Annotated in this window: 17 protein-coding genes; 10 read left to right on the top strand and 7 right to left on the bottom strand. The window is 62.7% G+C overall.

The features are described 5' to 3' along the window. Window positions 1-134: 134 nt before the first annotated feature. The 3 genes from ACOGXQ_RS06840 (at window position 135) to ACOGXQ_RS06830 (ending at window position 1,344) form a co-directional block, all read left to right on the top strand. Window positions 135-311: a hypothetical protein gene (locus tag ACOGXQ_RS06840; RefSeq protein ID WP_419946672.1), complete on the top strand. Its 177-nt coding sequence runs from the start codon at window positions 135-137 to the stop codon at window positions 309-311. After that, entirely contained in the window at window positions 308-625 is a 318-nt protein-coding gene (locus ACOGXQ_RS06835) for a hypothetical protein (RefSeq protein ID WP_419946671.1), read from the top strand. Before ACOGXQ_RS06840 ends, ACOGXQ_RS06835 begins: the two co-directional genes overlap by 4 nt. 131 nt (window positions 626-756) lie before the next feature. Further along, entirely contained in the window at window positions 757-1,344 is a 588-nt protein-coding gene (locus ACOGXQ_RS06830) for a hypothetical protein (RefSeq protein WP_419946670.1), read from the top strand. Between the two features lie 378 nt (window positions 1,345-1,722). Here the strand turns inward: ACOGXQ_RS06830 and ACOGXQ_RS06825 are convergent, their stop codons facing one another. Then, entirely contained in the window at window positions 1,723-1,917 is a 195-nt protein-coding gene (locus ACOGXQ_RS06825; RefSeq protein ID WP_419946669.1) for a hypothetical protein, read from the bottom strand. A 54-nt stretch (window positions 1,918-1,971) separates the two neighbouring features. Between ACOGXQ_RS06825 and ACOGXQ_RS06820 the strand changes: the two genes are divergently transcribed. Beyond that, window positions 1,972-2,229 (top strand): DUF433 domain-containing protein, encoded by a 258-nt coding sequence (locus tag ACOGXQ_RS06820; protein ID WP_419946668.1) that lies wholly within the window; start codon window positions 1,972-1,974, stop codon window positions 2,227-2,229. Between the two features lie 67 nt (window positions 2,230-2,296). Here ACOGXQ_RS06820 and ACOGXQ_RS06815 read toward each other — a convergent pair whose 3' ends face one another. Both ACOGXQ_RS06815 and ACOGXQ_RS06810 read right to left on the bottom strand, forming a co-directional pair. Continuing rightward, window positions 2,297-2,596 (bottom strand): peroxidase-related enzyme, encoded by a 300-nt coding sequence (locus tag ACOGXQ_RS06815; protein ID WP_419946667.1) that lies wholly within the window; start codon window positions 2,594-2,596, stop codon window positions 2,297-2,299. After that, complete coding sequence (locus ACOGXQ_RS06810; RefSeq protein WP_419946666.1) at window positions 2,597-2,845, bottom strand: peroxidase; 249 nt, start codon at window positions 2,843-2,845, stop codon at window positions 2,597-2,599. It abuts the gene before it with no gap. Between the two features lie 701 nt (window positions 2,846-3,546). Here ACOGXQ_RS06810 and ACOGXQ_RS06805 point away from each other — a divergent pair. Continuing rightward, window positions 3,547-3,750 (top strand): hypothetical protein, encoded by a 204-nt coding sequence (locus tag ACOGXQ_RS06805; RefSeq protein ID WP_419946665.1) that lies wholly within the window; start codon window positions 3,547-3,549, stop codon window positions 3,748-3,750. On the opposite strand, the gene ACOGXQ_RS06800 is transcribed toward ACOGXQ_RS06805, so the two are convergent. Together ACOGXQ_RS06800 and ACOGXQ_RS06795 are read right to left on the bottom strand one after the other, a co-directional pair. After that, a complete protein-coding gene (locus ACOGXQ_RS06800) occupies window positions 3,747-4,373 on the bottom strand; it encodes a DUF488 family protein (protein ID WP_419946664.1) in 627 nt (208 codons plus the stop codon). The genes ACOGXQ_RS06805 and ACOGXQ_RS06800 overlap by 4 nt on opposite strands. 80 nt (window positions 4,374-4,453) lie before the next feature. Then, on the bottom strand, window positions 4,454-5,068 hold the full coding sequence (locus ACOGXQ_RS06795) for a DUF6642 family protein (RefSeq protein WP_419946663.1): 615 nt from the start codon (window positions 5,066-5,068) through the stop codon (window positions 4,454-4,456). A gap of 171 nt (window positions 5,069-5,239) precedes the next feature. Between ACOGXQ_RS06795 and ACOGXQ_RS06790 the strand changes: the two genes are divergently transcribed. Next, window positions 5,240-7,231, top strand: coding sequence for a GmrSD restriction endonuclease domain-containing protein (locus tag ACOGXQ_RS06790; RefSeq protein ID WP_419946662.1), 1,992 nt, complete (start codon window positions 5,240-5,242; stop codon window positions 7,229-7,231). On the opposite strand, the gene avs2 is transcribed toward ACOGXQ_RS06790, so the two are convergent. Beyond that, a complete protein-coding gene (gene avs2 / locus ACOGXQ_RS06785; RefSeq protein WP_419946661.1) occupies window positions 7,228-11,784 on the bottom strand; it encodes an AVAST type 2 anti-phage system protein Avs2 in 4,557 nt (1,518 codons plus the stop codon). The genes ACOGXQ_RS06790 and avs2 overlap by 4 nt on opposite strands. Window positions 11,785-11,955: 171 nt before the next feature. On the opposite strand from avs2, the gene ACOGXQ_RS06780 reads away from it, so the two are divergent. The 4 genes from ACOGXQ_RS06780 to ACOGXQ_RS06765 all read left to right on the top strand — a co-directional run bounded on the left by ACOGXQ_RS06780 (window position 11,956) and on the right by ACOGXQ_RS06765 (window position 15,921). After that, window positions 11,956-12,228, top strand: a complete 273-nt coding sequence (locus tag ACOGXQ_RS06780; RefSeq protein ID WP_419946660.1) for a hypothetical protein — start codon at window positions 11,956-11,958, stop codon at window positions 12,226-12,228. After that, complete coding sequence (locus tag ACOGXQ_RS06775; RefSeq protein ID WP_419946659.1) at window positions 12,225-13,151, top strand: ATP-grasp domain-containing protein; 927 nt, start codon at window positions 12,225-12,227, stop codon at window positions 13,149-13,151. The genes ACOGXQ_RS06780 and ACOGXQ_RS06775 overlap by 4 nt, the downstream gene beginning before the upstream one ends. Further along, window positions 13,148-13,861, top strand: coding sequence for a hypothetical protein (locus ACOGXQ_RS06770; protein WP_419946658.1), 714 nt, complete (start codon window positions 13,148-13,150; stop codon window positions 13,859-13,861). Before ACOGXQ_RS06775 ends, ACOGXQ_RS06770 begins: the two co-directional genes overlap by 4 nt. Window positions 13,862-14,235: 374 nt before the next feature. After that, complete coding sequence (locus tag ACOGXQ_RS06765) at window positions 14,236-15,921, top strand: Eco57I restriction-modification methylase domain-containing protein (protein ID WP_419946657.1); 1,686 nt, start codon at window positions 14,236-14,238, stop codon at window positions 15,919-15,921. Here ACOGXQ_RS06765 and ACOGXQ_RS06760 read toward each other — a convergent pair. Next, window positions 15,895-16,821, bottom strand: coding sequence for a restriction endonuclease (locus ACOGXQ_RS06760; protein WP_419946656.1), 927 nt, complete (start codon window positions 16,819-16,821; stop codon window positions 15,895-15,897). The genes ACOGXQ_RS06765 and ACOGXQ_RS06760 overlap by 27 nt on opposite strands. Between the last annotated feature and the right edge of the window lie 144 nt (window positions 16,822-16,965).

Genomic DNA, 16,965 nt, shown 5'->3' with positions numbered 1-16,965 from the left:
CCCAACGCCGCCGCCAACACGCCGAACGCTAGGAACCGCGCCTCGCCACGGTCAAGCCGTTCCCCCCGGCGGCCTCGCGGCCTCGTACGAAATTCAGACGCTGGATCCGATCGGGCTGAACCTATGATCGGCATATGGCCGAGAACATCGTGACGGCGGCAGAGCTCGAGAAGCTCAGTCCGGCCGAGCGACACGCTCTGTTCGAAGCGAGCATCGTCACGGACCTTGACGAGGCGCCTCCGCAACTCGTTGAACGAGCGAAGTCGCGGGTGCAGCAGAAGATCGCGGAATCCGAGCCTCAGCGAGGGTGACCGCCGGACGCCGAGAGGTCCGAGCGACTGTCGAGTTCTTCCAAGACCTCGACCGTCAGCTGCCTAGTGACCGGGGACCCAACGGCGAACCATCCACGAACGACTTCCAGACCTTCGAGCTGTTCGAGATCGTCGAGAGATTCGCTGTGGGCTTCGATGACCTACCGGCGCTGATTCCGGGTCGGGATGACTACCGGGCCTTGATCTCGACAGGGGTGCTCGTTCGCGCGTTCACCGTCGTCGGTCAGCGATCCGCCGACGGGGCGATCGAGCTCATCTCACTCGATATCGACCTGGGCGACGACTGGTCGTAGCAGCCTGAGTGCGAACCGGCGGAGCGCCCGGCGATATCGAGAGGGTGGGTTGTTCGCTACGGTCGAATTGGTCGAGGGGAACGTCTGTGAGTGTCAGCGCTGAACCCGAGCTGGCCCCTGAGGGGCCTCCGATGAAGCCCTCGTCGTCCTCATGGCGCCGGCCTCGTTGGGCTGATGGGCGGCTGATCAGTCCGCGGGACGACGGAATCGCTGCGTGGATCAAGGTCGGCGCTTGGAGTCTGGCCGCAGCCGGGATGTGGCTGTTCGGACTGGCGGGCATTCCGACCAGTGCAACGGTGCCCGGGGCCGGTTTGGTGGTCGTACTGCTGATGGCGGTCTCGGCCGTCGCCCTTCGGGCGTTGAATGTTCGCGCTCGTGCGGAGGTTGAGCGTGGGCCGTGGGCTGCTGCCCCCATTCACTACGAGTCGCTCGACGCCGCTGGCTCGACATCTTGGTGGCAGACGCCACGCTGGCCTGATGGGCGTTATGTGGCCGCCAGCGGCGGCGTCGCCTTCCTCGCCGGGTTTGCCGCCTCGGTGTTGTCGTGCCTGGCACTGTGGGTGTTCGGGCAGTTGAGCGCTCCGGACCTCGGAGTCTCGTCATGGTGGGGATCGCTGGGCTCCGCGCTGCTCGTGCCGGCGACAGCCGTGGGCCTCGTATCGAGTCGGCGACTGACAGCACTCGCCTCGAAGGACGCAGCACGGGCTCGCGCAATCTAAGCCTCAGCGAGGGCGACCACCGAACGCCGAGAGGTTCGAGCGTGATCCGGCAGCATCCCAGGCGCCCAGTGGACGTCGAGTTCAGCTGAAGGGGCGCCGGGTCGCAACTGCGGGTGTCAATTGCCTCGTAGTTGAGCCCAAACTGGTGGTAGTCATGATGTCCGACAGTTACGGCGACTGGAGCGGACGCTGAACGGATCCCAAGCATTCGACCTGGACCAACCCGTCTATTCGCTGACCGACGCTGCGGCGATCCTTGCTGTCAGCCGGAGCACGCTCGGTTGGTGGCTAGAGGGTGGCGAGCGAAGCGGCCACCACTACAAGCCAGTCATTCGGGTCGAAGCGACCGGTGACACGCGTCTCACCTGGCCGGAATTCCTAGAAGCAGGACTCCTGCGCCAATATCGGCGCAATCTCCAAGTTCGGCTTCACGAGATTCGCAGTTTTGTCTCTGCCCTCCGCGATGAGCTCGGCGTAGCCCATCCGCTGGCGTACGCGGCACCTTGGGTCGGCGAGGGACGACGACTGCTCGTCCGATTTCAGGAGCGGTGCGATCTGCGCGGCGAACTGCATCTCATCGCAGTGGTGGATGGCCAGCCACTGCTTCTTCCGCCTGCTGATTCATTCGTGAAGCGGGTGGAATGGGACGACGACCGACCGGTCGCGTGGCGACCGCACGCTGACGATGCATCCCCGGTCCGATGCCGGCCGGACAAGCGATTCGGCCGGCCGGCCATCGCGGGCATCAGCACGACGGCGATCGTTGAGCATATTGACGGAGGCGAGACCGAAAACGAAGTGGCCGAACAGTTCGACCTGGCGCTCGAGAATGTCAGGTGGGCTGTCGCCTACGAAACGTCGCGTGTCGCAGCGCACGCCGCGTGAAGCCTGCCACCGTTCGCTTCTACTTCGATGCCGACATCCTCGGTCTCGCCAAGGTCGTCGCTGCGCGCTAGTCGGGGATCCAGTCTTCGGTTTGGAGGCCGAGCCCGTCGGCGATGCGGTTGGCGTAGGCGTAGTAGCCGACGACTTCGGTGATGTCGAGGATGTCGCGGTCGCTGAAGCCGGCGTCGCGCAGGGCGTCGACGTCGGCGTCGGTGGTGGCGGCGGGGGTCTCGGTGAGCTTGACGGCGTAGGCCAGCATGGCGGTGCGCTTTGCGGACAGCCCTGCGGTGGTCCAGTCGTGCTCGACGGCGGCGACGAGCTCGTCGTTCTTGATGAGGCGGCGCAGACCGCGCCGGTGGTGGACCACTCAGTAGTGGCAGTCGTTGGTGAGGCTGACGACCAGGGCGATGAGCTCGCGTTCGACCTTGCGCAGCGTGGCGGTGCCGGCCATGGCCGATTCGTAGAGGCCTTGGTGTGCGGCCATGCTGCGGGGGTTGAGCGAGTGGATGGCCAAGATGTGGTCGACTCGGCGGTGGGTGGGGTCCACGACCCGGGGGAACAGCTCGCCGAGCTCGCCGCCCCAGTCGTCGTCAGCAATGACCGTGATGCGCGCCATGAGCCAGCGTGACACACGAAAAGGCAGCGTGTTCGACGCACACCGGGTCTTAGGGTGATCGAGTCGCTTGGAGGGTTGTGCATGGACGTCCGCGACGGCGCTTGGTCGGAAATCGAGTTGACCGTCACGGTGAAGGCGTACCCGGCGATATCGACGAAGCACCGCGAGACGGTGTGCGTTGCGGGCATCCAGGAGGGTCTGCTGGGTTCTGCCAGCCACATCCGGCTCTATCCCGTGCCATTTCGAGACTTGCCCTTCGAAGTGCGATTCAGGAAGTGGGACCGCATCAGGGTCCGAGTTCGCCGGCCGCGCAATGACTCGAGGCCCGAGTCGCACTCGATTGATGCATCAACCATCCAGCTACTCGGCCATCTGGGCTCCGAAAGGAACTGGCAAGCTCGAAGACCGGTCGTCGACCAGTTGCACCGTTACTCGATGTGCGAGCTTCAGGCAGCTCAGAGGGCAGATGGAACCTCGCTCGGTCTGGTGGTCCCTGACGAGGTGCTCGATTTCACGGTGGACGAACGCGAAGCAGACGAACGGGAGGAAGCTCGGCGTTACCTGGCATCACAGCCGACGCTCTTCGACATCCACAAGGCTGACTTGCCGCTCGTCGAGGCGATTCCCTACTACTTCCGCTACAGATTCCGTTGCGCCGACTGCGCTCCTGGCAAGTCCCCGCACCACATGTCGATCATCACATGTCGATCATCGACTGGGAGATCCATCAGGCATACCGCAGCTGGCGCGACCAATACGGGCCCGACCAAGTACTCGAGCACCTACGCACGAAGTGGCTGGATCAGATCTGCGCGCCTGAGCGCGAGACGATGTTTTTCTCGGGCAACATGCATCAGCATCCCGGGTCGTTCCTGATTCTCGGATGCTGGTGGCCGCTGCGCTAGAGGTTCACCACGTGCAATGTCCGGTCTTGTGCCTGGAGCGCGTCCACAATCAGGCTGCGATGGCACGTTTGGTGATCGCGCTCGAAGCACAAGAGGGCGACGTGCTCGCTCTGCAGCACTTCCCCTAGGCGTCTCAAGTCATCCGCGCTCCCGTTGAGGAGGCGTTTGTTGAAGTAGGCGATCGCCCGTTCATCCCCGGAACGGAGAGCATAGCGGTTCTCCTTGGGATTACCGAGGCCCTTCATGTGCTCGTAGGCGATGCCAGCTTCCGCAAGCGCCTCTTGCAGCCGGCTCTTTGAAAACCCTCGAACGCGGCTCATCGCGTTCTCGCGGACGTCTACGAGCAATGTGACGCCTGCTGACGTAAGGGCTTCGACGAACTCGGCGGTGTTGCGGCCTTCGTAGCCGATCGTGTCGATGCGGTTGAGCTTCGAGTGGGCAAGTTTGTGAGCCTTGCCGACTGAGATCTCGGCTGCGCTGGCCAGTTCAGGCAGGGAGCATCCTTCGGCGTGGAGTCGCGCAAGCAGCGAGTCTCGTTCTTCCGTGCGCCGCTGAATCTGCTGACTGAGGCGCATCAGATCGTCGAGCCCTCGGCTTCGAGTTCTTTCATTTTTTGAAAGCACGCGGTGAGCGTAGTGGCCTCGCGCGACGCGAGCCGATGGCATAGCGGCTTTGGTCGGTTAGGAGTCAGTTGGTTGCTGGCTCAGTAGATGTACTCGAAGCCGAGCTTGTCGCAGAGGTAGCCGTAGTTCTCGCGTAGGTGCCGGGCAGGAACGCCGATCTGGCGGTATCGGCTCAGCGCCTCCAGCAGCAGGATCTCGAACGCGGCCCAGTTGAGGTCGCTGTCGACATCTCTGCGGTAGCCGATGACGGCACGGGCTCCGGTGTTCTCCTGGAACGCCTTCAGCCGTGACTCGCCGACTCCCATGACCGAGCACGAGCCGAAGTGGATGATGCGGCCTTGCGCCCGGCCGTCGATCAGGGCTTCGAGGTCTTCGAGCGAGACGTAGCGCTTGCCGCCGAGCCAGAGGCTGCCGGGCCCGCCATGGAAGCCGAAGTAGCCGACCTGGTAGCCGGCGTAGCGCTTCTGGAGCCACTTGTCGAGGTAGTGCTGCAGTTCGGGCACAGTGGCGACGTTGCGGCGGATGCACTTGAGCTCGCCGATGACTTGGAGGGTGTGGAGCATCGGTTCGATGCTCCACGGGACACGCAGGTCAGCGTCCCAGTCCCCTTCGAAGGCGAACACGCCCGTTGCGATCGGTTCGGTGGAGGGATCGCGTCCGGTTGCGGTGATGGTCGTACCTGCGTTCTTGGCCATGGTGTTCCTCGGCTTCCCGTCCTGTGAGACGGCGGCGAGGTTACGGATGCTCCGAGGACGCAGCCGAGTCATCCCATCGCCGCCGGGTTAGCTCCTCACCACCGCTCGCTCTACTCCGTGGAACGACACGAGTCACTACGGTTCTGGCGCTGACTGGCGGGAGGTTGCGGTGTGAAGATTTCGGCGATCTTGAGCAACATCGAACAGGAGCAGTTCGCACTGCCCGAGTTCCAGCGCGGCTACGTGTGGGGGCGCGAGGACGTCCGGAACCTGTTCGACTCCCTGTACCGGCGCTACCCGGTTGGCGGGTTCTTGGTCTGGACCACCCAGCCCGACCCCCAAACGGTCCGCGGCGATGCGGGACAGACCGGCGGCGCGGTCAAGCTGCTCTTGGACGGACAGCAGCGCGCAACTTCGCTGTTCGGTGTCGTGCATGGTCGGCCGCCTGACTTCTTCCAGGGCAACGAAAAGGCCTTCACCGATCTCTACTTCAACGTCGAGACGGAGACTTTCGAGTTCTACGGACCGGTGAAGATGGCCGACGACCCGCTCTGGGTCTCGGTAACGGATCTCTTCAATTCCGAGTTCGAACAGGTCGTCCACCAATTCGAGCAACGCTCAGGCAACTTCCCGTTGATCACCTACATCAAGCGTCTAAATCGACTGTTGGAGATCCGCGAGACCGACTTGCACATCGAGGAAATCGCTGGCGACGACCTCTCGGTAGATGAGGTGGTAGAGATCTTCAACCGTGTCAACTCAGGTGGCACGAAGCTGTCGTCGGCCGATCTGGCGCTCGCTCGTCTGTGCGCGCACTCGCCGCAGGTGCGCAACGAGTTGCGCCGTCTGCTTGGCGACTGGGAAAGGGCTCAGTTTTCTTTCCGCCAGGAATGGCTGCTGCGCTGCGCCACCGCGGTAGCCACCAACCAGGCGTCGTTCAACAGTCTGCGTGAGGTTTCAGTCTCGGAATTCGATGCTGCGTTGAAGAAGGCCGCGCAGAGTATCGAATTCATCCTCAATCTGTTTGGCGACCGGTTGGGCATCGACCACAGCCGCGTGCTGGCTGGCCCGTACGCGCTCGCCGCCTTGATCCGAATGGTCTCAGAGCGGGGCGGTTCGGTTACCGACCATCAGACACAGCAGCGGATGCTGTTCTGGTACATGCACTGCTTCATGTGGGGCCGTTACAGCGCCTCCACCGAAACCAAGCTGCAGCGAGATCTCCACGCGCTCGAAGCGGGCGGTATCGACAGTCTCATTCGAGAACTCGAGCAGTGGCGGGGCAGCCTCACGGTCCAGCCCGACGACTTCGACAGCTCCAGCATCGGGGCCCGGTTCTACCCGCTGCTGTACATCCTGACTCGCGTTAACTCGTCAAGGGACTTGTTCAGCGGCATCCAGCTGTCGCATGCGCTGCTGGGCCAGCACAGCAAGCTCCAGGTACACCACATCTTCCCCAAGAAGCGTCTATACGACGCCAGCTACAGCCGCTCGCAGGTGAACGCGCTCGCCAACTTTTGCTTCCTGACGGCATTGGGGAATCAGTCGATCAGTGCAGCCGACCCTGCCCGCTACCTCGCCGAGGCCGAAGCCGACAACCCAGGCGTGCTCGCGTCGCAGTGGATTCCTCAGGATGAGGCGCTCTGGCAGATCGACCGCTATCCCGACTTCTTGGCTGCGCGTCGAACGCTGCTGGCAGATGCGGCCAACGAGCTACTGCGGACACTCCGGGAGGGAATCGGCACCCCTGCACAGCCGGTCGGCGGCCGCGCTGCGGCCGCATCCGAGAAGTCTCCGCTGGCATTCGAGCTGCAGCCCGCCGAAGACGAGGCGGAGGACCAAGAGATCAGGGATGTCCTCGCTCTTGCTTCCGAGCTTGGGATCGCGGCGCCCGAGACGCATTACGAGATATGCGATGACACGACGGACGAAGTTCTTGCCGTGGCCGATATCGCGTGGCCGCAAGGCATCCAACCCGGTCGACCACCGCCGGTCGCGTTCTTGATCGACGCCGATGCCCACACGGAAGAACAGCTCGGCGAACTCGGCTACAGGTTCTTCACGACCAAGGCCCGCTTGGTGTGGCACCTCGAAGAACTGCTTGGCATCGATATCGATGGCGATCAGATCGTTGGCGAAATAGCCAAAGACGGAGACAGCTAGACGACGTCGCCCGGGCGCCACAGTTGAGTTTTCAGGTTCCCTATGGGACCTTCAGATGTGTACTCGTACACGCCAGAAAACTTGAGGGCGCCGTCCCACTTTCCGTGACTCGAACGTAGGGCCATTCGCTCTCCTATGACTGACCATATGAGAACAGTCTCGTTTTCTTCGAGGAACTGGGCGAAGTCGGATTCCCGCATGAGAAGGGCCGATGTGTCGCTGCCGCGGCCAACCGGGTCGAATGCGACAAGCTCGCCGGCGACGTTGTTGAAGTCTGCGTTCTTGCCTGTCCACGTCAGGCCCATCGACTCGACGATTCGCCAATCTGGCCGACACAGTGACACTGGCTCAGAGGTTGAGCAGTCGTAACCCCCATCTCCTCCCACGTAGGACATGGCAGCCGGTCGAAGGGATCGGATATGCGGTGGCTGACTCTCGTCAACGAAAAGGCCTTCGGTCTCGGGCAGGATCACCACATCGCGGAACCCGGGACTCCACCCGACTTCACCAAAGAAGAGCACCCACGGGTTCCCAGGTTCAGGAAGCCTCTCTTCCCGAGAGTTGGTTGTGCGGAGAGCCTCCAAAGTCTCAGCGGCTGATCCTCGTTCAACCAAGTAACCGGTCAGGTTGACCCACACTTCTCTTCGCGGACGGTCCCACTGATCGTGGCCCGGAGGGGTTGGCTGCCTCCACGTCCAGCTGCCGTCGAGCCGGAGCCACGCGGTGCCGTCCTCGTTGCTCCTTGGTCGCAGCAACCCGAGGACATCGGGCAGCTCGTCTGCGCGATCCAGCCAGTCGAGTGCATCGGCGTCCTCGGCCCAGTCGAAGTCGTCGAGGCTCGTCCACCATTCGCGCGAGGCAGTGCTCCTTGGCCGGTGGTTTCGCATCGCGGGTTGGATGAACGACGGGTCGATGTCGCGCCTGTATCCCTGCCACGGTCCGTTGTATTCCGCGAATGGGCGGGTATCGCTGTAGCTGGCGCGGTATTGGAAGTTGTCCGAGATATGGGCGAGGATCTCGTGCAGCGCGATCCATTGGTACTTCTTGCCCATACGTTCCGGCTTCTGAGTGTCGTGTCTCGTCAAGGACGCCACCCGCGAGTCGAAGTCGCCGAACCGCTCGACGGTCCAGCCGAGGTCGAATGCCCGCCACAACACGTAGCGCTGAATGATGTCGAGACCTAGGCGGGGCTCCCTGCGGTCGCGCAGCGCCATGAGTTCGTCGTATTGCGCCTTCTGCTCGCCGTTGAGCAGTTGTACGACGACTTGTTCGAGCCCGAGCTCCACTATCCGACGCCGGATGGCGAATGCAAAGCCCGGCTCATCGGACTCGCCTTGGTCGCCGGAGGCGTCGTCAGCGGCGAAGCGGATCGTCGGAGGGCGCGGGCGGTTGCGCTCGATCAGCCGCTCGAATATCTCGCGGAGATCCCCTTCAAGCGAGCCCAAGAAATCCTCCAGCTCTTCATCGCATGATCGCCAACGGGGATCCTCCAATGGCACAGACAGCCACGATCTGGACTCGGTACTGGAATTTGTGCCGATGGTGTATCGAGCGAAGTCCCAATGCATCACCGAGAATCGAATCTGCCCTCGCACGCGCTCCATATCGGACATCGGTTCAGAGGGGTCTGTCTCGTCCCGGTCGAGTTCCTCGAGTTCGACGTCGTCAGGAATGTGGGGCCAGTCGCTCTGGTACGGCGGCTCGATCTTCGAGCGATCGACAACGATCTCGGCACCGAGGTAGAGCGCCCGTTCGATTACGCCGCGTGCGTAGTCGCGCAGGAGGAAGTGCGCCGGCGGTTCGCCGTCGGCAAACACCTCCCGATAGACGGTCTCTGCCAGTGACGCCACTCCCTGAACGTCCGTGCTGCGCATGGCGATTCCATACGCAGCGGCCATCACGCGCTCGCGTACGTAGGGATCATCGACGTGGCGAAAGTGATGCACGAGTTGTGCAGCCAAGTCAAAGTTCCCGTCGAGCAAGGCCACGAGGCATTTTGTGGCCCGGTCCCTCACGAATCGATTGGAGGTCGCCAGGAACCAAGCCAAGACGACAGCACACGCCCACGCTGACTCCGGATCGGCTGCGGTATCCGACGCGTGCAGGCCCTCAGCCCAGTCCAGTAGCCGGTCCACGGGACCGTCTCGGCCGTAGGCGTAGTGCAGATGAGTGGACCAGTCGGCGTCGCGATCTGCCATGGGGATCCGACGCCAGCGATCGTCGAGGGACTCGGCACCGAACGGATGGCCGGGGATCGTTGCGCACGTCACGAGCGCGTCGAGAAGTTGCCGCCGTTCGTAATCCTCAACGCTCTCGAATGCTGCTTCTACAAGTTCGATGCACCTCGGACCGATCGTGTCAGGATCTCGCCACGGCAGCGTGCGGAAGAACGCTTCGACTATCGACGGTCCATACACGTCGTCCCAGTAGACATCGAGCAGTTCGACGCCGTGGCACTCGGGCACGAGAACCGTGAGTGCGTCCTGCAGACCCGGGCGCCAGCCCAAGGCGAAGGCAATGCCGTCGGAACTCTCAATGTCCAGTGCTTCTGCGAGGCTCTCCGGCGTCTCATGCGAGTTGACGAAGTGGCGCGCAATCAGATGGTCAGCGAACCATTCGAACCCGAACTGGACTGCGATCTCCGAGTCCTGACCCCCCGTCGGCACCTCGATGAGCAGGCCATTGTCAACAAGTGACCGATAGAGGGAACGTCTGAATCCACTCGCAGGCGCGAATCCACCGATGAGCTCGAGCGCTTCGCCTCGCGGCAGCCAGTACTCACGACGACTGGCAAGCTCGGAAGCGAAACCGTCGAGAGCCCGTTGGACGGTTGCCGAGTACCGGTCATGGTCCAGCAGATCTGCGATCTCGGCATTCACGCCCTCCAGGTACCTGTCGAACACCTTCGTGATGCCCTCGGCGCCCACCGGAAAACGACGCTGGCCGACACGACGCAAGCCTTCGCAGAGCGCCTTCAGGAAGAGCGGTTTGTCGAACTCGGGACGCAACAACGGCGTCGTGGGGAACTCCAATTCGAAGTGCTCGCAGAATCGCCGCACAGCCGCGTACGTCGAGTCTGCGAACCCATGATGTTCCAGCACGTGCGCGTCTTGCAGGACCTCCTGGCTGACGACTCGCTCCAGGTACGTCGTCCTCACAGAGAGCACAATCCCAATCCAGGGAGAGCGCCTCAGCCGAGCAAGAAACGGTGCTAGGTGCGCCGGCCAGATTGCATCACCCTCGCCTTCGTTGATGCCATCGATGATGACGAGCGCCCGGCACGCAGCGGCTTGGGCCGCCGCCTCCAGAGCACCGACAAACGCATCTGCCGAACTGCTAACTCGATCGAGCTGTTCAAGCACCTGCGTCCAGGGGTCTGCCTTGGACAGAAATCGCTGTCCCATGAGGACGACGGTTGGCAAGCCTCGCGCGATGCGATCGGCGCCGACATCGCACAGCAGATGCGTCTTGCCAGTGCCAGCGTCCCCGGTGACGATCAGCAAGTCAGCGTTGACGACCGGCTCGCGATGTCGCAGTTCGTCCTGGGTTCTCCAGAGCTGACCTTCCAAGCGTCGCAAAGCGAATCCCGCTTCGCGAAACGGGTTCGACCTTGGGGCGTAAGAGTCCTCGTCGACCGGGTTCGCTTCGTCGTAGCTGCGCTCGGCTGATGTGAGTGGCTGATGATGGTCTTCAGCTAAGTCCAGCGTGCGTTGGATCGCCTCGCACACGTTGGAGACCCGCCAAGGCTGATCCGGTGGACAATCGAAGTCTGCGAGCGCGCACATGACCTCGTCGCACTCATCGGTGAGGGACTTGAGTGACAGCTCGCCGCTCGATGGGTCCTCCGTGGGGATTCGGCGGATCTCGTAGGTGCACGAACGGCGGATGTCGTTGGCGAGTCGCTGCACCGATTCCCCAGCGGCGCCTGTCCGCCCGAAGAGTTCCAGGGTCTGGGCAATCGGCAACTCCACGTGCAGCTCAGGCGTATAGCGCGCACCGGCCGACGCGATTGCTTCGTCCAGGCGACCCCTGAACCAGCTCTCGACGAACAGCTTTGGATCGCCGAACCAGAATTCGAGCCGACCTGCCTGTTCTGGCAGCGAGAGCCGTTCCCACAGCTCCGATGTGCCCCACCAGACATATTCGACGTCCATGCCGCGATCGGCGGCCCAGCCCTGCCACTTCGCGGCGCGCTCATGCCACTTCTGCATCTCGGTCTTGATGTTTGGCTTGCGCCCGTCTGAGCGGTCGCGTGGAACGCAGACGTGGTACCTAGTGAGCTTGGGGTGGGTGCCAAGTGCCTTCTTCACCGACCGGTCAAGCTGGTTCCACTGCGTTTGCGTGAGCGAAGTCTCGAAGAACTTTGCCTGCCATCCCCACTCTGTGTCATCGCTGAGCGTGCAGTAGCCCTCGACGCCTGCGTCGGGGTTGCCAGTGCGAACAAAGGCAGCGTTGGCGGGAGACTCGCAACGTGCGAGCTGACTGCACAACTCTTCGAAGGCTCTCGCTCGTGAGCCGTCGAATTCCCGCAGGCTGGCCCAAACTGATGTCACCGACGTCGACCCCTCTCCGGCCGAATCGAACCTACCGTCGAGTACGACGTAGCCACAGGCCGCTACCGCACGAGAGCGGCCGCCCCAGGCGCACATGTTCGTTCCCGCGGGTGGGCCAAGTAGCGACGCTCGCAGATATTCTGCGTCGAGGTGTCACGAAGGGAGTGTGCAGTGGTCAAGACCAGCCTGTTTGAGCTGCTCGGTCGTCCAGTAGAGGGCGCAGTCGCCCACGGCGGCACGAAGCAGACATTCGCTCCGCCGGAAACCTATGACGATGATGGCCTGCTGCCGTCGATCGTAGATCTGAGCACATCTGTGACGAGAGTCACTGCTGAAACCACCGACGACGATGGTTTGCTGCCGTCGATCGCGGACCTCGGTACTGCCTACACCAGGGAGGAGCCAGAGACGTACGACGATGCCGGGCTGCTGCCACTGTCGTGACGCACCGCTGCGCGTTGCTAGTGGGCGACGAGTCAGACTTCCATCTTCGGGCAGTCGCTGAACAGCTTCGTCCGCGCAGCGTCCAGCCGCTGATCTTCGATGCGGACTCGCTGCGCCAGGTCGGCTTCTCGTACTCCTCTGACGGGCTGACGATCGGCGGCACCGAGGTCACCTCCGGGTCGCGCGGCTGGTTGCGGCGCGTAGCGCCGAGCCGCTGGACAACAGGAGACCTAGTCGGCTCGGTCGCCGACGTCTCGTTGCGGGCTCGTGTGAGTCTCATTGCATCGTTCAGTCGGTTCAAGGGTTGCGAATGGATGACGCGGGTGGACGCCCTGCTAGCGGCGGAGGATCGCCTCCATCAGCTCGCGATGGCACGCAGCATCGGCATCGCGACACCGAAGACGGTCGTATCCGACGACCCCGATGAGATCCGACGGTCCTTGGGCAGCGATGCAGTTCTCAAACCGCTCGCGACTGGTGCGTTCGTTGATGAGAGCGGGCAGCCCCAGGTAGTGCACACGGCTGAACTGACCGAGGAGATACTCACTTCGGGAGACTTCGCCACTGCACCATTCGTCGCGCAGGAACGAGTTGAGGCCGAGAGGCACCTGCGCGTCGTCACGGCTGGAAGCGAGGTGCGCACGGCGGCGATCGACGCTGCCGACTGGCCTCTCGACTGGCGAATGGCGGAGGGTGCTCACAGCGCATGGCGCCGGCACGACTCGCTCGACGTCGAGTCTCAAGCCCTCCGACTCGCAGACGCGTTGGGCGTCGGCTTCTCAAGCCAGGACTGGCTCGTTCCAGAGAACGGTCCGGCAGTGTTCATCGACTTGAACCCGGCGGGACAATGGATGTTCCTGCCTGACGACGTCGCCGGGCCCATTACCGACCATATCGTCGGCTTTCTCAGCGGTGACCTATGAGTTCTGAAGGAGGAGTCTCGGCACCTGAGGAGAACACGGACGACGCGCCTCCGCGCCAGCGCCGGAAGGGCCATAACCACGCAGCATTCCTGCTCGCCTCGCTCAGTCGCTACGCGTTCGACTACTACACAGACAGGAAGGTCCACCCTGGCCGCATTGGCTCGGGAATCGACGAGTGGGACGACGACGACCAGCATTTGGCCATCGAGGAGGGCAAGAGGCAACTCGACGCGCAGATAGTGCAGCTCCAACAGATCATTCGCCGGGCCAGTGTCCTCCTGCCTGTCGGACTCGCCATATCGGTGTTCTTCCTCACCGCGCTCGACGATGCCGCGACGCTAGGACAGCCTCTGCAGACGATCATCCGCGTTGCGTTGCTCCTCGGCGCTGCAATGACCATCTGGGGCACGCTCGTCATGGGTGCGTTGATCGGGGCCCGATCGACCTTCATGAGGACGGACACAGCCCAACTGACTCGCGAGCCGTCAGGCCTGCGCCGCTATCTCGCCCGCGACTATGCCGAGAACGTGGAGACGGGCGAGAACACCATCGCCGCCCGGCTCACTCACCTTGGCACCGGCGTTGCGTGGATCGTCCTTGGAGCCCTCATCGGAGCAGTTGGCCTAGCGATGATCTACTGGCAGCCGGTCGCGCCCGTGATGGCCGAGCCGCAGTGCTGCGTAGTGGAGTGCTGCGAGACCGCGAAGTAGCTGAGACAAGAACCATCGTCTCCCACAACGGCTACGCGCCAACAGGCATATGCATGAGGTAAAGCGGTAGCACGCGTTGGCGTCTCAGGTCGAATCCCGGATCCGCGGTGTCAACACATGTAGGCTCGCCAACGCATGGGCCGCTGGGTCGACACCGATGACCTAATCGACGCGCACGGTGTTGCGGACCTCCTAGGACTCGCGCAGCGCAACACGGTGTCTTCGTACCAACGTCGTTACCCGGACATGCCGCGATCGGTAGTCGATCTGGGAAAGGGTCGGTGCAAGATGTGGCTGCGGTCAGAAGTGCTCCTCTGGTCAGCTGAGCGTCAGGCGCGTTGATGGATGTCACAGGCGTCAACGATGCTGCCGAGATGAGCACACAGACACTCACCGAACGTCACCGCGCCAACCCGGCCAAGGCCGGTGGGGTGGTCTACACGCCACCTGCTCTCGCGCGATTCTTGGCTGCGCAGGCATTCGATGCCTACGAGGATGTGGGCCCCATCAGCATCCTCGATCCGGCATGCGGCGATGGTGAGTTGCTCGTCGCTGCGGTGGCGGAGGCCGGGCGACGCAAGGTCAATGTCGAAGCCGTCGTTGGCTATGACATCGATCCGGAAGCCATTGAGCGCGCATCATCACGACTAGCTGAGACGAGAGGTGTCCAACTCCAGGTTGCTGACTTCATTGCTGAACAGGCTGAATGCAGCCGACACTGGGATTTGTTTGGCACTGATCGGCAGATTCAGCCCCTCGGTTTTGATCTTGTGATCTCGAACCCGCCGTACGTGAGAACACAGACCTTGGGTTCGGACCACGCCCAGTCGTTGGGCAGGAGCTACGGACTCACCGGACGGGTCGATCTCTACCAGGTGTTCGCGGCGACGATGATTCAGGCTCTGGCACCCGGCGGCGCGATTGGGCTGCTCTGCTCGAACAAGTTCCTCACAAATCGAGCTGGCAGCTCGATGCGTCGGCTGTTGCTCAACGAGCTCGTGCTACGAGAGCTGGTGGATCTCGGCGATACGAAGCTGTTCGAGGCAGCGGTGCTGCCGGTGATTGTCTCAGGGGTACGTGCGGGCCCGACTGAGAAACGCGCTGGGGTTCCGCGTTTCCGGGCTGTCTACGAGGTCAAGCCAGATCTGATGGCTTCGAAACCACGGGCAACACCTGTCCTGGAGGCGCTGCGAGAGCGAGTCTCTGGGTTCATCGAGGATTCTGGGCGGACGTTCGCCATTCGTGAAGGCCTCCTGGACCATGATGCCGGCTCGAATCGACCTTGGAATCCCGTCGATGAAGAAACTCGGCGGCAATTCGAAGTACTCCGACGCTCGGAGACGATTGAGCTAGGGGCCATCGGCAAGATCCGAGTTGGGATCAAGACGACCGCTGACTCCGTATTCATCCGTTCGGACTGGTCGCGCCTTCCGGATGATCTACGCCCGGAGCGGGCCTTGATCCGTCCACTCTTGACTCACCAGGACATCGAGCCTTGGTCCGCGGCACCTGGCCAGCGGCAGATTCTGTACCCGTACCAGACTAACAGTGCGCGCGCGACACCAGTGGACCTCAGTTCGTTCCCTCGCACCGCGGCCTACCTCGACCAACACCGCGACCAACTTGCGGGCCGGAAGTACGTCGTCGATGCCGGAAGAAAGTGGTTCGAGATCTGGGTGCCGCAGAGACCGGCACTCTGGCGCAAACCGAAGGTGGTCTTCCCGGACATCGCGGAGGAGCCCAGATTCGCCTTCGACAGCTCCGGGGCGATTGTTAACGGCGACTGCTATTGGGTCATCATCGAGGACGAGGACTTGGCTGAGATCGTGACGGCTGTGGGCAACTCGAGCTTCTGCACATGGTTCTACGACCGGGCCTGCGGCAACTTTCTGTACGCCGGTCGTCGACGATTCATGACGCAGTACATGGAGCGTCTACCGATCCCCAAGCCAAGTCCAAGACTCGCGGATGAGATCCGTGCGTTGCGCCGTGAGGACGCGGCTGATCGTCTCGATGGGCTCGTCTGGTCCTCGCTAGGCCTCGAACAAGTCGGAAGGTAGCGGGATTTGTCGCTTCGAGTTCGTGACGAGGCCGCCGAACTGGACAAACTCGTCAAAGAACTCGGCACCGGTGGAAACCACGATCTCGGTGATCTCGGTTTCCCCTGACGACATGATCTCGCCATACGCGACCAAGTAACGCGCGTCACAGTGCCGAAGGTCATAGCCGACCGCCATTGCTGGCGCCGTGTCCGTAGGCAAGACCAATCCCAGGTCAATGGTTGGTGACGTTTGAAGCTTCACCTCCAGCGCTTGAGAAACCAGGTCCGGCCATTGACCGTGGTTGTCATGCCGCCCGACTCCCAACGCCGAAGTGACAGCCTTCTGCCGCTGCTCACCGCGGACCCGATCCTGCTCTGCACCGACGGTCGGAAGACGCGTGCCGGCCAGCGCGAGCGCTCGGTTGTAGATCTCGGCGATCGAAAGAACCTCGCCCGGCTCTGGCCGGGCACCAGAGCCCTGCGCGGCGAGCACATAGGCGGAGACAGATCCCGGTCTGAGAACCCGAGTTAGCGGGATCGTGTCGACCTCGCTGACCAGCGTCGAACCCGCGCGTCCGGGGGTCCGTTTCGCTTGAAACTTGGACGTCAAGGTCCCGGTCCGGTCCCACTGAGCGACCTGCTGGCCGCGAACCACCTTGACGGCCCGGACGATCCCCAAGTCATCGGGGCGCATCAGCACGTATCTGCGTTCGGGTGATACCTCCTGATTCCAGATTTGCAGGTTGTCGCTTACTTGGACATGAACGTCCAAGTCCTGGCCCGGAAAGCGAGGATTGATCTTCTTGAACGAGGTCGGAGGCTCATACCCAAGTGCCTCCGCCACGATCCGCTTAGCAACCTTGGACCGACTTCGGATTGGGCCCGAGACTTCTTGTCCCAGTAGCCGGTTCGCGAGCAACGCCTCGAGTTCATCGTCCGAAAAGAAGAGTTCAGGACTCTCCAGGAGAACCGAGTCGTAGATCGTGAGGCCGGACGCTCGGATCGCATCGGCCCGGCGGCGCGCGGAAACCAGCAGGGAACTTTGGGAAGCCATAGCGCGACA

The sequence above is a fragment of the Candidatus Poriferisodalis sp. genome (assembly GCF_965208485.1).
In the GTDB taxonomy this organism is placed as follows: domain Bacteria; phylum Actinomycetota; class Acidimicrobiia; order Acidimicrobiales; family Poriferisodalaceae; genus Poriferisodalis.
Note: the sequence above shows the minus strand (reverse complement) of the source record. Positions and strands in the feature narration are given on the sequence as shown.

What these genes read in the sequence shown, in the direction of transcription:
- ACOGXQ_RS06830 (WP_419946670.1), top strand. Translation starts at nt 757, where the DNA reads ATGAAGCCCTCGTCGTCCTCATGGCGCCGGCCTCGTTGGGCTGATGGG.
- ACOGXQ_RS06805 (WP_419946665.1), top strand. Translation starts at nt 3,547, where the DNA reads ATGTCGATCATCGACTGGGAGATCCATCAGGCATACCGCAGCTGGCGC.
- ACOGXQ_RS06825 (WP_419946669.1), bottom strand. Translation starts at nt 1,917, where the DNA reads ATGCAGTTCGCCGCGCAGATCGCACCGCTCCTGAAATCGGACGAGCAG.
- ACOGXQ_RS06810 (WP_419946666.1), bottom strand. Translation starts at nt 2,845, where the DNA reads ATGGCGCGCATCACGGTCATTGCTGACGACGACTGGGGCGGCGAGCTC.
- ACOGXQ_RS06795 (WP_419946663.1), bottom strand. Translation starts at nt 5,068, where the DNA reads ATGGCCAAGAACGCAGGTACGACCATCACCGCAACCGGACGCGATCCC.
- ACOGXQ_RS06840 (WP_419946672.1), top strand. Translation starts at nt 135, where the DNA reads ATGGCCGAGAACATCGTGACGGCGGCAGAGCTCGAGAAGCTCAGTCCG.
- ACOGXQ_RS06765 (WP_419946657.1), top strand. Translation starts at nt 14,236, where the DNA reads ATGAGCACACAGACACTCACCGAACGTCACCGCGCCAACCCGGCCAAG.
- ACOGXQ_RS06770 (WP_419946658.1), top strand. Translation starts at nt 13,148, where the DNA reads ATGAGTTCTGAAGGAGGAGTCTCGGCACCTGAGGAGAACACGGACGAC.